We start from the raw sequence: 14,010 nt of genomic DNA on the forward strand, positions 1-14,010 counted from the left end.
CAATTGTCTAATGTCGGGCAAACTTTTTTCTAAATTTCTTTTTCTAAATGGAGTTGTTTCGATTTCTCTAGCGAGTTTTTCTACATGGGTCAACCATGCAGCAAGAGCATAATGATCAGCTTCATAATTTAACGATTTCCTAAATGCTACATGCTGTATAGTTGATATTGATTTTAATGATGCCACTTCGAAGAATTTCCTTAAATTCAGAATTTTTTCAACGGAATTTTTAGTTTGTTCAACCCACCCCAATTTTGCCATTTCAGAATAGGGAATTAATTTAATGATTTCTTCCTCTTCTTTTATTTGTGAAACGGATTCAAGACGTGCTTTAGTCTCTTGATACTTAATTTCAAGGTTATTCCAAAAACTCGCGGGTATCCCTAAAACATTCTCCAATTTAATAGAGGTATCTGGGGAGATAGCTGCTGTTCCTTTTATAATTTTATTAACATGCTTAGCTGTTAATCCAAGTCTTTCTGCTAATTCCTTTTGGGTCATATTCCTTTCTTCAATGACTTCTTGGAGGGTTTCTCCAGGTGGTATTGCCACACCTGGGTTAAATTTTTCGTTAGTTACCATGATAATCCTCCACCTTTAATATTGTAACTATTTTAAGGCCGTAAATATCTAAATGAGCAAAATCTGTATCTTCACCATAAACAGGTTCAATAATTAATCGGTAATTGCTTGTCAGCCTTAAAGCTATACAGTTTTTGTACTCAGCTTTAAGAAAGTGCCCTTTACCAACTTTTGAATCCAGAAGTTGTCCGACTGAATCAAAAGCCTCCAATTCCTGAATCCTTCTCGTGATTAATTTCCCTAATTTTTCACCATATATTTTCCTTAATTTACTGAAATTTTGGTAAAGTTCTCTTTCCTTGTCGTTTTTAAATAGTATATTCACGATTTTTCTCCTTGGTTACAATAAATTATTAACCAATTTGGTTAATTTTATGCTATCATGAAATTATGTTGAAGTCTACAATTTGATTCCTAAAAATTTTAACGGGGGAAATTAACATGGTAATAAATGAGGAATTAGTATCAAGGCGATGGATGGTTAGGGAAGAAGAATTGGACGATGATCAATATAAAATTAAGATGATGAAAATGGATAATTACCTTGTGGAAGGTTGTGCCGGAAGCGGTAAAACAATTTTAGCTCTCCAAAAAGCTAAGGAAATCCAAGATCTTTCTTTGGGAAGTTACCTGGTAGTAATTTATACATTAACCTTAAGATCATTTATTAAAGACGGAGTAACCAGTTTAGAGCTTGACCCCGACAGAGTATGTAATTTCCATGCTTTGGACAAAAGCGGTTTTGACTCAGCCGATTATATAATAGTAGACGAAGTTCAAGATTTTTCTGCACAAGATCTCAATAAATTAATAAAAATGGCGAAAAAGCACTTCGTTTTTTTTGGCGATGATGCACAACAGTTGTACGCTTCCAAAACGAATAATATATCTTTAAAGGATATTATAAATTTAAGTAACATCTCGAAAGAAAATCATAAGATTTTGGAAAAAAACTATAGGCTGCCAAAACCAATTGCTGAGTTCGCACAACAAATTAGTAAAAATAATGATTCATTGGCTGACCGGTGTACAAAAATTGACGGAGAAAAGCCCTTAATCATAAATTTTATAAATCCAAAAGCTCAATTAGATTTTATTGTGAATGTGGTTCGTAATGAAACTCTAAGTGACGTTGGGATTTTAGTCGGAACAAATGAAGATATTGAAACTATTAAACGTTATTTTGATTCAATAGGTTTTAGAGCGGAGTACAAGTTCTATGAGGAAGGTAAAAATAAGAGGGTAAATGATTTAGATTTCTATACTGATAGCCCAAAAGTTATGACATATCATAGCTCAAAGGGACTGCAATTTGAGCATGTTTTTCTACCGATGTGTCAACATGGTTTAACAAAGTACAATTTTCAGGAGGCGCTTTATGTAGCAGTTACTAGGCCAAGCCAAAGGTTGATAATAATGTATTCACAAGTACTTTCACCTTTTATAAAAAATATAGACCGGAAATACTATGATTATCAAAAAAGATAAGAAGGAGAGGGATTCTAAGGTGAAATTATACTTCCCGACAACATCCTTGAATTTTAATGATATGTTCTCCACGGAGTCTATATCTCCGAAGGTTTTTTATTCAAAAAGGATATTTGGTACTAAAAGAAATTTTGCTACTGAATTATCTTTCAATGATTCATATTTGTTCTTTTTTACCAGGATGCCTTATATGGAACTAATAAACAAAAGAGAATCCGAATATGAAGAGTATCCGATCATTTTGGAACTAGAAATAGATGTGCAACAATATCCTTTGTATAAAGTAAATGAAGAGATTTATGCTTTGAATAAAACGTTCTATTTCAATCTCAACAATATAAATGTATTATTTTTTAACTACGATGAAATGAAAAAAGTAGTTCAAAAATCAAAATTAGTAATCGAAGCTAAGACCATAACTAAGTATTCTAGCTGTTTTAAAACGTTACATACAATTAGTGACCTTGTTCAGATTAAAAAACCAGCAAATTTAACTTTACCTCATTATGATATTTCTTTAGAAATTCTAAGGGATCAATTGCTTAATAATATAAAAGGTCTATTTTACGCATATTGTTATAAAAAACATTTTTCCTCTTATTATAGTGCTGCCGAAAATGTTGAGTTACTTCGAAACATTGCAAATGGGTTAAATGATATTTTAAATATGAGTAAGGACCTTACAGAGGATGCCGAAGTAATTAATGATATTTTGTTATTAGCCAAAAAGCAAATTAAAATACATTATACAAACAATAAAGATAAGTGGTATTCTTTTTTCAATTCAATAGATATATTCAAGTTTAAGTATAATATAGGATTGAAATTCCGCGAAGGTTTGTTAAATGACTCCTTTGAATTTGAGTTATACGAAAGGATTGTTAACTATTTAATCAATAGTCCAAAACCAAAAGTTGGCCCTTTAGAAAAACATGAAAGTGATATGCTTATTGAAAATGTTGTACAGATAATAATGTTGCTAGAAGGAGACAACTCGAGATATTCTAGGGATATTGATTTAATATATAGCCGGTTCAGTTTGAGAGGCTATGAGGTTGATATAAAAGATATTAAATCAACTGTTCTTCAAAATTTCTTTGCGTTCCTACTTAAATTTAATAACCTTGAGGAACTAGAACGGTTTATTGATGTAAAGGATATACAAAATGAATACATTGCCTATTCCTTTATAGGTGCATTTGTAGGGTTTTCAGGATTAGATAGAGAAGTTACAGATAGCTTATTCAAGTATCGGAATGAAGATTTATTTTTCAGAATCGATAATTACTTTGACGAAATTAGAAATTGTATTTGGAATGCCCCAAAATTAGTTGAGAAACCTTATGAAAAGCATGTTCAAATTAGTTTATTTGAACAATCGACCACTAAGCAAGATTCTTCCAAGAGTTCGGTGTCTAAGCATAAATCTGAAATTAATAGAAACGACTATCTAACAGATATTTATAATGAGCTTCAACGTATTAAACAGACAAAATTAATTGAAGAATTTTTAGAAGTGGCAGGAATTACTTTAGAAGATGGAACAAAAGTTACGTTTAAAAAAGATGGGAGAAATGTGAGGATAGATTTTAATAACCATTTACCTCTAAAAAATATCAGAGTAACGTTATTGCATAAACATAGTATCACTAAAGAAGAGTTACTTGATTTTAAACAGGAACTAAAACTTTTAGACATTAGAAGCACCTTTACGAGAGGTAATTATCCTTCAGTTAAGTTTAACAACTCCGATGATAAAAATGGGGTAAAACTGTCACTAGAGGAAGAAAAATTACTACTTAGGTGGTTAAAGTTAATCAACTGAAGACTTATTGAGAGGAGGGCATTAGAGGACTTGTTGGCCCAATTTGCCCTAGTTTTGGTGATTTTTTGGCTGAGGATCCATGCCATAAAGGCTCGGTGTAAAGCGGGGATTTTCTACCAATGACAACTTGCAAACCACTTTTAACAATAAATTTTAGTGCTAACTATGGCACAAGTGCACTCACTTATAGCAGTTGAGTATTGCGCTTTTCGGAAAACGGGGAAGATAAGATGCTCCATTCGGACACGCTCTCTTAAGTGCTTATTGAATAAATTTCCATAATATTATATAATATAAAGGCTTAATTAGTATGCCAAAGTTACTGGTTCGAGCCCAGTGCTCCTCACCAGGCAAATAAACATTGCCCTAAGTAGTCAATACTGGATTGTGGGTGTTTCTATCGCCAATGCCATGTCAATTGCTATGACAAATTCGTGGAATTCTCTTTCGGGAGATACTAAGGAGATGGTTGTAATGTTAATATTTGTTTGTGCCTCCGTGTTGCTGACCTTTGTGGCTTCTGAGGAGCTAGTTTAATTGGTAAAACAGTTGATATAAGAAACCCGGTCAGTAGCACAACCAACTATACATTTTTACATTTAAAGGTGAACCATTATTTAATTGGTTCACCTTCGTCTTTTTTTATTGGTAATTAAGTCCATAGGATTGGGTCTTCCCAAATATCTTTTTCGGTGTAATCCACTATGAGATGCAGTAAGAAAATTGGAATGTTAGCAAGGCTGCCTACAGTGTTTTACAATTAAACTTGAGGAACTCTGCCCTTTTATAAAGGGAAGGGGTCTTTCATAAAAGGTAATTCAATGATTCCAATTTAACAACATTCTAAGCGTATCTTCGGAGGAAAAAGTGTTTGGCTACTTTTGGGGGTCAGAAAACGACGATTCATATTACAGGGATGACGATATCTCTTTCAGCCTTGGTCGGAATAAACTTCATTCTCTCGAGAAACAAATTGGAACAAAAACGGGTAGACGTAGAAAACAAAAGGTCCGTTTCATGAACGAAAGACGTTTGCTTTCTGCAGGAAGTGATATTGGCCTTTTGGTATATGCTTCAAGTGTCCTCTTCACTATAACGCCCTTTCTCCCTTACGAGCCTCGAATAAAAAGGTAGCCTATCAGGCCGTGAAGGAGAACAGTAGCGATCTTATTCCGGAAATGATTCTGTTTTTAACGCTATTTTATCTGGTCCTTCTTCTTTTAAGTTATTCGGTATCTTTACTTTTCGCTTCAACCCGTTATGTTGGCCATTGTGTTGAACAACCGGTGACCTTTAAAGGTATCATACGGTTTCTACAAAAGAGTGGCCAAAGTAGTACCGGTGGATAAGATTAATGGGATTATGTTTTTCAACAAAACATCATCTAAAGATGCCTAGGGCATAGGAAACTATATGCTATTACCCTGGAAGGAAAAAATCTAGTGGATATTTCAGCAAATGCGGAGGGCTCACTTTACTTGACACAGCAATGATGCATTGGATGGTTGTATTTCTCAAGAATGTCCAGATGGTGGCTTAAATCCTTTTCAGATTAATGTATTCACTTCTCTTTATTGGTCAATAACGTTAATAGTTCTAAGAAGTGGAGGATTAATCTTGAAAGGGATCTATTTTATTAATACCAGAATAAGTTTTGATGGAATAACCTTGGAGGACAGTATAAGAACACAGGAGGAGGAAATATTAAGGTTTATTAGAAACGAAAACATAGAAACAATAAAGTTAAATCCTTACCAAGTATACACTCAGTATACGATTTTACATGCATTATTTTACGACTTAAAACAGTCAGGGACAGTAGTGGATTATCTAATTATATATTCGAAAAAGGTAGTAGAGGATTTTATTTATTCCTACCCTGCTCGTTGGATTTTATTAAAAAGTTATTTCAGCGGGATAATATCTATTTATCCTTAATGTGTTGGAAAGCTATACACCGGGAATCTTTTTTTTAGTGTTTCCTATAAGTGTAGCGAAGAAAAGAAACTTGAAATATTGCAATTAGTAACTAATGAAAAGATACATTATTTTTATAATAGCTTTACTTTTTGAACTTCTTGTAACAATTTAAAAAATATACCAGCATTGTAGGAGAGTGAATTTATGAAACAGAAAATATCAGTAAGCCGTTTAGCTGACCTAGTTAAAAAATAACGTGGAGAACGAACTTCAAAAGAGATTGAAGTACTTACTGGTATTAACCAACAAATTATCGAAAGAATTGAAAGTGGGAGATATATTCCGCCACTTCTCCAATTAAATAAACTATTAAGTTTTCTGGGAATTCAATTCATCGATATCATAGAACAAAAGAAACAAAGTGTCTTTGTTGCAGTGATGGGGGAAGCGAAAACGGAAGAGGGAGTAAAAGGGTTTGAAAAGATGATTTCGATGATCTTATGCTTAAGAAAGTATGAGAGATTGGGGGAAGTAATGGATGGATAAATCATCTTTGACTACTATCTTTAAAATAATTGTCTTGTAAATGAACAAGAGGGCCAATTGATTACGGATTGGAATCAATTGAAAATGTTATTTTCACGTTGTCCGTGGGTTAAAATCCGGTTGAGCATGGGGAAAAGGCATCACAACTGAAAGTGGTAAACCAGAATGCTTCCACAATACCGTTTTATTAGCTAAATGTTTATCTAAATTATTGATAGGCATTGGTAAATTTACCAATGCCTCAGAGAATCGACAAAAGGCCACGAGAGGGTATCCTCTCGTGGCCTTTTGTTCTGAAGCGAGCTCTTAGCTCACTTGTCCTATTTCCGTACTTCTTCCCAATTGGTAATTGGATAAATACCGTCAAAATCATGGAGCAGCGTCCTTTTTTGGTTTCTAAATCTATTTTTATAATAAGGTTCGATACGATAACAACATCTCTAATATTTAGAAAAAAATTCTGGTAATTAACATTTCTTTTTCTTGAAAAAGCTACAAATTCACAACAGATAAAAAATGCCTGGTAATATTATTACCGGGCATTTCCATTACCATTGTAATATTCAATTAGGATTGTTAAACCAATAATGCATTTGTTTATTGCTTCGCTTGTTAAATCACTTGCGTGGCCAATTGTTGCCTTACTAATACATCAGCTTGAGACAACCCATCATCAAAATTCTTTTTGCTATTAATTCATACACGATTTATTCTGCGTTAAAGACCTGGTCCTCCAACATCCTCTTGTCAATCTACCCTTAAACTTATCAAGCTTACTTGTTCGATTTCGTTTTTTCGGTGACGGAATATCATCGGAAGTTATGTATTTCTTTACTGTTTTACGATAGATCTTCAACTCACTTGCGATGTCTGAAATAACCATACCTCTCTTGTACATTTCTTTGAACATAAAAAAATCCCATCTAGTCTTCACAAACCATAGCTCCTCTCATAAACTATGGTTCTATTTTAGATGGGGAATTTTATTCGGGAATTTTAACTTCGGCTTTAACTCCGATATTAGGTGTTTAAACACTATATGAATTTTGTAGTTGAAATTTTACAAAATTATGGTATTCTAATATATGGAAATGTTAAAAAAATATGGAAGGGATGGTAGTAGGTGGAAAACAAGAGAGCGTTAATAGGTTTTATTCTTGCATGTGGACTGTTTGGAACAATGTCATTCCCGGCATCTGCAGAAGTTTTAGGAGGGTGGAATGAAGATTCAGGATATTTTACTAACCTTAAGTCTTCATCTGTAGGGGTAATGTCTGACCCGGTAATAGAACCAGGTAGTGGTGGTTACGCACCCGAACATAGATCATGGAAGGAATATAACGGAGTAAGTTACAATTTATATCAAAGAGTAATTGGAGAAACTACATGGCCTGGTACTAGACATTGGACACGAGCCTACTATGAAACGTGGTTTGGAAATATGGAATATGATAGTGGTCGCCAATATGGGGTTGGTTATAGTATAGCTCATAGTGACTGGAATGATGCAAGTTTTGTCAGTGCTAAGACAAGCTATGGATATTAAGGAGAGGAAAAGAGATAATCGTATATGATTATCTCTTTATTTCGAAAAAGATGAGATATATTCGTCAAAAATATGATTTGTCATTCTATGGATTTATTATATTTCTTAATTTAGTATGTATAGCTCTTTTTTATTCCCTATCTTATATTGATTTTATAAACATGTTGAATAATGGATTTGTAAATAAAAATTCAATTATGTTTGATATGGAAAAAATAGATCAACCATTAATTAAAACGAAAGAAAAATTTATATTGTTTCAATATAATCCTTTGTTCCCACAAGTTAAGTATGTTTGGCTTAATGGGGAAATCAATCTGCCCCCCATAAAAATGAACAATAAGTTAGATATTTCAAACTCTAAGGGAAATATAGCGATAAAGGGAGTAAATGTAAATTTAAAAGTACCTCCAGAATACAAATTAATTGGCCAATTTAACACACCTAATTCATATAAATTGACCTCAGAAGTATGGCTTATACCTAGCCATTTTAGTATTGATTTAAACAGAGGTACTTGCTTTATAATAAATACACCGAATAATAATGAACGTTCAGTATTAGAAAAAATAATTAATAAAAATTCAATCAAGGTAATAAATAAGGAAAGCATCGGATCATATAATTTAACTTCAAATAAACTCTTAAATACAGGAATAAAAATTAGTTTAGTTTTTATTACTGTAATATTCATGATTACAGGAGTAGTTTGGATATCGAAGGAAAAGTCTTTCATTAGAATATTATATCTATCTGGATTTTCAATGTATAAGATATTTATATACATAGTCATGTATAAAATAATACCAATAGCAACACTCTCATTATTTCTAATTTTTATATCCTTTTTAATTCAAAAGTTTACTTTGCCAATATGGACCAATGAGTGGATTTTTTATTCATTCTATATGTTTATTGGGTTTTACACATACTTATTGGTATGCTGTTTAAAAGCCGTAAAATCATATACGGTAGGAAAAGGTGGTAAGAAATTTTGAAGGTTATATGGACTCTTTTTAAACAAAACAAACTTCTAAATATATTTAATATATGCGCTTCAACTATACTATTTTTCCTTCTATTTATTTTAACAGTTAACATTAATTCCTCAAGTATTGAAACAAGTACTACAAAAAAATTTAAAGATAAAAATATATATATAATTGCTGATCAATTGTTTGAAGAAAAAGAGAAGGATTTTTTTTCGGAATTAAATAATTATGATATTCTTAATAATTTTGTGAACAATCTAAACAAGTCCCAAGACTTTGAGTATTATAATTCAATATTGCAACCTATAGGAGTTTCCGAATTTAAAGGGGATTCAATTTTTGAGGCTTACTATGAAATGGGTCATAATCAGCCTCCGTATAAATGGAACAAAAAATCTTATAGAAATATTAAATCAATGCAATTAAATAAGACTGTTTTTGATTTAAATAATATTCAATTAGAAGCTGGAAGATATTTCACTAATGAAGAATATATATTTAATAAGAATACAAACAGAATTCCTATTATTCTTGGATCAGAGTTTTCTTCTATTTATCATCTAGGTGATACTATTGATATGGATTATTATTCAAAAGAATTCAAAGGAACTGTCATAGGTTTTTTAAGTCCATTTCAAAAAATCGTAACCGCTAATCAACCCGAGGTATTATTAGATAGGTATATAATAATACCTGCAATATATTTTAATGAACCTCCCTCAAATATGATAAAAAACAATTCTATTGATCCTTTTTTTATTAAACTATTATTGCTAACTAGGTCCAATGGAACAATAATTACAGAATTATCCCCTTTAGAGATAAGGAATTTATTGGATGGAGTTGCATTAACCACCGGATTTTCAGATTTTGAAATTATAGGTGCTAATAATTTGGCTATAGTTTCTTTAGTGAAAATGACAGAAATGAATAGGAATATTTTATATATTGTTACATTTTTTCTTTTTATTATTACTCTTACAATGTTTATATTTACATTATCTTCAAAATTCAAAAAAAATGTAGAAACATATTTAGTAATGCTAATAAGTGGTGCTAATTTAAAACATATTAAAAAATTTGCTAGGTATGAATTTATTATAATTAACTTAATCGGAAGCAGCATCCCAGCTATAATATTGCTTTGGCTGTTCCATAATACTAGTTTGCTTGTAAACTATCTACTTATTGTGGCTATAAGTATTTTCATTATGCTTCTATTGACTAATAAACTTGTTAAAAAAACTATTGATGACATAGAATTGGTTCAAAAATTAAAAGGGTGATAAAGTGTCTACCATAATCTTAAGTAATGTAAAAAAGGAATTTAAGGGAACCATAGTATTTGAAAATATTAATTTTACAGGTGCAAGTGGAAATGTCATAGCTATTAGAGGAAAAAGCGGTGTTGGAAAAAGTACTTTATTAAACATTATTGCTGGGTTAGAAAAACCATCTGCAGGTAGTTATTTTTTTGATGACATTAACATGAGTCATAAAAACTTAAATAATTTAACTAAATTTCGCGGGGAAAATATAGGTTATATATCACAGTACAGTCCAATGATTCCTAAATTAAGTGCTCTTGAAAATATTTGTGTGCCTTTATGGTTTAAAAAAGAAGATAAGACAATAAATAGTTCAAAGCTTAATCGGATTAATGAGTTAAGTGAGTTATTTGAGGTTCAACATCTTCTTTCTAAGAAGATAGAAATGTTGTCTGGTGGAGAAATTCAAAGGGTTGGCGTTATTCGTTCTCTAATAAATAATCCTAAATTGGTTGTGGCAGATGAACCAACCGGGTCGTTAGACGATGAAACAGCATTAAAAGTATTAAGTTGTTTCCGTAGTTTGAAATCGGAAGGGATTACAATAATATTAGCAACGCACAGTGGAATGGTTGCAGACCAGTGTGATGAGGTTTATGTGTTAAAAAAAGATGGATTGTTCATGGAGCCGGCAGAGCCAACAGTAACACTAAGTAATGCTAAGGGCTAGTCCAAAAGAAGATTTTTTATTTGAAAGTGGTTTTTTAGAACATAATTTTTATCTTGTTACGCCTTCTGAAAATAATATAGTTGCAAGAAAAATGTACCTCTAAGGTATAAGCATAATTACAAAAGGGGGTTAAAATTTGACTGATGAACAAAAGGCTATTTCGTCAGTATTGGAATTTTTACACGATGAAAAAAAGGACTCTACTGGTAAGAGGTTACGATAATGAAGCAAAATTAAAAGTAGTTCTATCCTGCTTAAATAATGAGTTCCAACTAGGAATTATTAGAACAAGTGTTATGTCGGATAATGAAGCTGGCGTATTGGTTGCCCACTTCCGATACCGATACGTAGACAATTACTTCCGTCACTCATTTGACTATTTGGAAAATGCCATGTAGAAGGACTGCACCACAAATGAGGTGACCCCAAAAAGTTAGAGTTTTATATTAAGCAGCTAATTGGCTGGTATGGATACGGTATTTAACCGGACTCATGTCTGCCAATTTTTGCTTTATACGCTTGTTATTATATTAAATGATATAGTCTTCAATTCTCTTTTTTAATTCCTCATATGAGCACAGTGCTTCCCCAAAATACATTTCCTGTTTCATTAATCCAAAAAAGTTCTCCATGGGCGAATTATCTAGACAGTTTCCCTTTCGAGACATACTCTGGAAAACTCTATATCCCTTAAGCGTTTTTACCCATTTATTATGTTGATAATGCCACCCTTGATCAGAATGTATAGTAGTTCTGAACTTTGAGTCTTTGGCAATTTCCAGTGCTTCCTCTAGAGGTTTGATCGCTAAATCTAAGGTTGGACGCATACTGATCCCATACGAGAGGATTTCACCATTGAACATGTCCATAATTGGATTCAGATATAGTTTTACATTGTTTGAACACTTGAATTCAGTAATATCTGTGGAATTTTTGATGACAAATATTAGTGTAAAACCGACGATTAATACGGTTCTTGGCAATGGTTCCAATTTTCCCTTTATAAGAACTATACTTTCGTGATTTTCTACTAAACTTCTCACATTTGACTCCAAGCTTATCCATGATGCGTTTAACCTTTTTATGATTCACTTTGGACCCTCTAGTTTTTAAATTTAATGTGATACGTCAATAACCATAATTTCTGTTGTTTTCTTCGAAAATGGATTGAATATCTTCCTCCAGCCGATGATCTGGATTATCTTTCTTAATCACTTTTATATGATAATGATACGAGGATTCAGGAATGCCAACTATCAGTAAAACATCCTTTAGTTTGAAGGTTTCTTTGAGTTCGAATGATAACGTTGCTTGTGCTTTTCGAGATAGCCTTCCGGATCCATCTGAAAAGCTCGCAACTTTTTTAAGTATTCTACCTCCAAACGAAGAAGCTCGTTTTCCCGTTCTAATTTTTGTTCATATGTCATTTCTTTTTCTTCGGCATGTTTATTTTTTTCGTTCTTAGCTTTATCAGGCATGGATGGCCGTCCTTTCGGTCTATCCAGGGCTTCAGTACCACCCTCAAGAAAAGCCTTCTTCCATGAGGCTATTAAAGAAGGATTGGTTAACCCAAATGTAAGGGATGTTTTCATTTCTGAAGAATCTGTTCTCTTCATAAAGCTTAATACTTCAAGCTTGAATTGAACAGAATAGCTATTTTATTTCCTTTTCTATTTAATCCATCCTCACCAAATTTCTCATATGATTTTACCCATCTCTTAATTGCGGTACTGTCCTTCATACCATACTTTTTAGCTAAAAGGTTAAACCCAATTTCCCACCTTGATACTCTTTAACTAACTTTAACTTAAAGCCTTCACTATATTTGACCATAAAAATGCACCTCAAAAGTTAAATGTCACTCTAACTTTTGGGGTGCAGTACAAAACCTTGGGGTGCTTTTTTTGTTTCCTAATGGTTTAGGAAGACCCTATACTTCTTTCTTGTATCCTATCGGATTCGGTTCAAAAGCGATTAATGCATCTAATAAGGGTTGACTAAAAATGTAAAAAATTGTAGAATTCAAGTGTTGGTAAAATAATCCTCTGGAGGAATTTTTTGTTTTATTAACCTATAAAATAGGAGAGGGAGTGTATGTATTGAAAAAGTTTTTAAGAATATCGTTATTTTCCTCGTTGTTTATGTTTTTAGTTTTTGGAAGCACCAGTGCTTTTGCAAATGAAGAAGTTTACGAGAAATTGAGTGAGGAAGAATTAAGTAGTGTCTCTTATGCAGATATCAACGTATCTACTAAATCACCAGTGTCGACTGTGAATGACAGCGATATTATTACTCCCTTTGGCACATCTACCCCAACTCAGGCTCACCACTTAGTAAATGATGGTCAAATGGATTTTTCTGGATCTGCTCAAGGTTCCGCTTTATATACTAATAAGTATTTCACAGGAAAGAGTTCTGTTAACATTTATGTTAGGAACTCGCATTCTTCAGCTAAGCTTACCGTGAAAATTATAGATATTGATGGATGGTTTGGTGGTGTAGTAAAGACATATACAATAGAACCAGGTTATCAATTGTATGCAAATCCTACTGGCTTAGATTCCAAAGGAAGGTACTACTTAGAGTTTTCAGCTCCAAGTAATTTTAGCGGATATGTAAACTAAGCAATAATACAGGTCTAAAAGTGTCAGCAAATTTGACGCTTTTAGCGTTTCATTCAAAAAACTCAGGAGACTTTATTAATGACAGCTACATTACTAAAAATAATTGGCTTAATGACTATGTTCATTGACCATATAGGACTATTTATCCCAAACACTCCTGAGCTGCTTAGATGGTTAGGTAGAATTTCAGCTCCAATATTTATTTTTTGTGTTGGGTTGGGGTATGCACATACTAGAAACAAAATGAAATACCTAGCTCGGTTATATATAGCTGGTGTCCTAATGGCTTTTCTAAATCTAGCAATCAATATTTTCTATAGCGAAAACATCAACGCAGAATTGTTAACTAACAATTTTTTTGCCACCTTATTTCTAGTAGGTTTGACAATCTATATAACAGAAATGAAGGGAACAAGACCGTTTATTTACTTCATGATCTGGCAGATTGTTAGTACCTTTCTTTGTATACTTCTTGCTGAAATCTTCGTT

General features: G+C 32.5%; 13 protein-coding genes and 2 pseudogenes. 9 read left to right on the forward strand and 6 right to left on the reverse strand.

Features of this window, described 5'->3' with window-relative positions; genetic code table 11:
* Both AR337_RS23505 and AR337_RS10630 read right to left on the reverse strand, forming a co-directional pair.
* Window positions 1–582 (reverse strand): HigA family addiction module antitoxin (locus tag AR337_RS23505; RefSeq protein WP_082686926.1); only part of this gene is annotated, 582 nt, incomplete at its 3' end.
* Entirely contained in the window at window positions 572–907 is a 336-nt protein-coding gene (locus AR337_RS10630; protein WP_059171979.1) for a hypothetical protein, read from the reverse strand. The genes AR337_RS23505 and AR337_RS10630, both read right to left, overlap by 11 nt.
* Before the next feature lie 116 nt (window positions 908–1,023).
* On the opposite strand from AR337_RS10630, the gene AR337_RS10635 reads away from it, so the two are divergent.
* The 3 genes from AR337_RS10635 to AR337_RS10650 all read left to right on the forward strand — a co-directional run bounded on the left by AR337_RS10635 (window position 1,024) and on the right by AR337_RS10650 (window position 5,833).
* Window positions 1,024–2,070 carry a 3'-5' exonuclease gene (locus AR337_RS10635; RefSeq protein WP_059171980.1) on the forward strand — a complete coding sequence of 349 codons (1,047 nt, stop codon included), beginning with the start codon at window positions 1,024–1,026 and terminating at the stop codon, window positions 2,068–2,070.
* Between the two features lie 190 nt (window positions 2,071–2,260).
* Window positions 2,261–3,895: a hypothetical protein gene (locus AR337_RS10640; protein ID WP_156424366.1), complete on the forward strand. Its 1,635-nt coding sequence runs from the start codon at window positions 2,261–2,263 to the stop codon at window positions 3,893–3,895.
* Between the two features lie 1,617 nt (window positions 3,896–5,512).
* Window positions 5,513–5,833 carry a hypothetical protein gene (locus tag AR337_RS10650; protein ID WP_059171983.1) on the forward strand — a complete coding sequence of 107 codons (321 nt, stop codon included), beginning with the start codon at window positions 5,513–5,515 and terminating at the stop codon, window positions 5,831–5,833.
* A gap of 1,238 nt (window positions 5,834–7,071) precedes the next feature.
* Here the strand turns inward: AR337_RS10650 and AR337_RS23735 are convergent.
* Window positions 7,072–7,295, reverse strand: a pseudogene (locus AR337_RS23735) (IS21 family transposase); the annotation flags it as partial.
* Between the two features lie 189 nt (window positions 7,296–7,484).
* Between AR337_RS23735 and AR337_RS10660 the strand changes: the two are divergent.
* The 4 genes from AR337_RS10660 to AR337_RS10675 all read left to right on the forward strand — a co-directional run bounded on the left by AR337_RS10660 (window position 7,485) and on the right by AR337_RS10675 (window position 10,897).
* Window positions 7,485–7,907, forward strand: a complete 423-nt coding sequence (locus AR337_RS10660; protein WP_059171985.1) for a hypothetical protein — start codon at window positions 7,485–7,487, stop codon at window positions 7,905–7,907.
* Window positions 7,908–8,068: 161 nt separating this feature from the next.
* Window positions 8,069–8,905, forward strand: a complete 837-nt coding sequence (locus AR337_RS10665) for a hypothetical protein (protein WP_059171986.1) — start codon at window positions 8,069–8,071, stop codon at window positions 8,903–8,905.
* The gene (locus AR337_RS10670; RefSeq protein ID WP_059171987.1) at window positions 8,902–10,185 is read left to right on the forward strand and encodes a hypothetical protein; all 1,284 of its coding nucleotides are present in this window, start codon (window positions 8,902–8,904) and stop codon (window positions 10,183–10,185) included. The genes AR337_RS10665 and AR337_RS10670 overlap by 4 nt, the downstream gene beginning before the upstream one ends.
* A 4-nt stretch (window positions 10,186–10,189) precedes the next feature.
* Window positions 10,190–10,897: an ABC transporter ATP-binding protein gene (locus AR337_RS10675; protein ID WP_059171988.1), complete on the forward strand. Its 708-nt coding sequence runs from the start codon at window positions 10,190–10,192 to the stop codon at window positions 10,895–10,897.
* A gap of 446 nt (window positions 10,898–11,343) precedes the next feature.
* Here the strand turns inward: AR337_RS10675 and AR337_RS10685 are convergent.
* The 3 genes and pseudogenes from AR337_RS10685 to AR337_RS24050 all read right to left on the reverse strand — a co-directional run bounded on the left by AR337_RS10685 (window position 11,344) and on the right by AR337_RS24050 (window position 12,638).
* Window positions 11,344–11,940: pseudogene (locus AR337_RS10685) on the reverse strand (IS3 family transposase).
* A 228-nt stretch (window positions 11,941–12,168) separates the two neighbouring features.
* Entirely contained in the window at window positions 12,169–12,513 is a 345-nt protein-coding gene (locus tag AR337_RS23135; RefSeq protein WP_156424367.1) for a hypothetical protein, read from the reverse strand.
* Window positions 12,514–12,518: 5 nt separating this feature from the next.
* Window positions 12,519–12,638, reverse strand: a complete 120-nt coding sequence (locus AR337_RS24050; RefSeq protein ID WP_367576254.1) for a hypothetical protein — start codon at window positions 12,636–12,638, stop codon at window positions 12,519–12,521.
* A gap of 358 nt (window positions 12,639–12,996) precedes the next feature.
* Here AR337_RS24050 and AR337_RS10695 point away from each other — a divergent pair, with 358 nt between their 5' ends.
* Window positions 12,997–13,521: a hypothetical protein gene (locus AR337_RS10695; RefSeq protein ID WP_059171990.1), complete on the forward strand. Its 525-nt coding sequence runs from the start codon at window positions 12,997–12,999 to the stop codon at window positions 13,519–13,521.
* A gap of 78 nt (window positions 13,522–13,599) precedes the next feature.
* Window positions 13,600–14,010: TraX family protein (locus tag AR337_RS23620; protein ID WP_216637374.1), on the forward strand; the 411-nt coding region annotated here is incomplete at its 3' end.

Origin of the sequence: Bacillus sp. FJAT-27445, assembly GCF_001510665.1 — a bacterium.
In the GTDB taxonomy this organism is placed as follows: domain Bacteria; phylum Bacillota; class Bacilli; order Bacillales; family Cytobacillaceae; genus Bacillus_D.

Coding starts and splice junctions, on each gene's coding strand:
- AR337_RS10635 (WP_059171980.1), top strand. CDS start 1,024: ATGGTAATAAATGAGGAATTAGTATCAAGGCGATGGATGGTTAGGGAA.
- AR337_RS10640 (WP_156424366.1), top strand. CDS start 2,261: ATGGAACTAATAAACAAAAGAGAATCCGAATATGAAGAGTATCCGATC.
- AR337_RS10665 (WP_059171986.1), top strand. CDS start 8,069: ATGTTGAATAATGGATTTGTAAATAAAAATTCAATTATGTTTGATATG.
- AR337_RS23135 (WP_156424367.1), bottom strand. CDS start 12,513: ATGAAGAGAACAGATTCTTCAGAAATGAAAACATCCCTTACATTTGGG.
- AR337_RS24050 (WP_367576254.1), bottom strand. CDS start 12,638: ATGAAGGACAGTACCGCAATTAAGAGATGGGTAAAATCATATGAGAAA.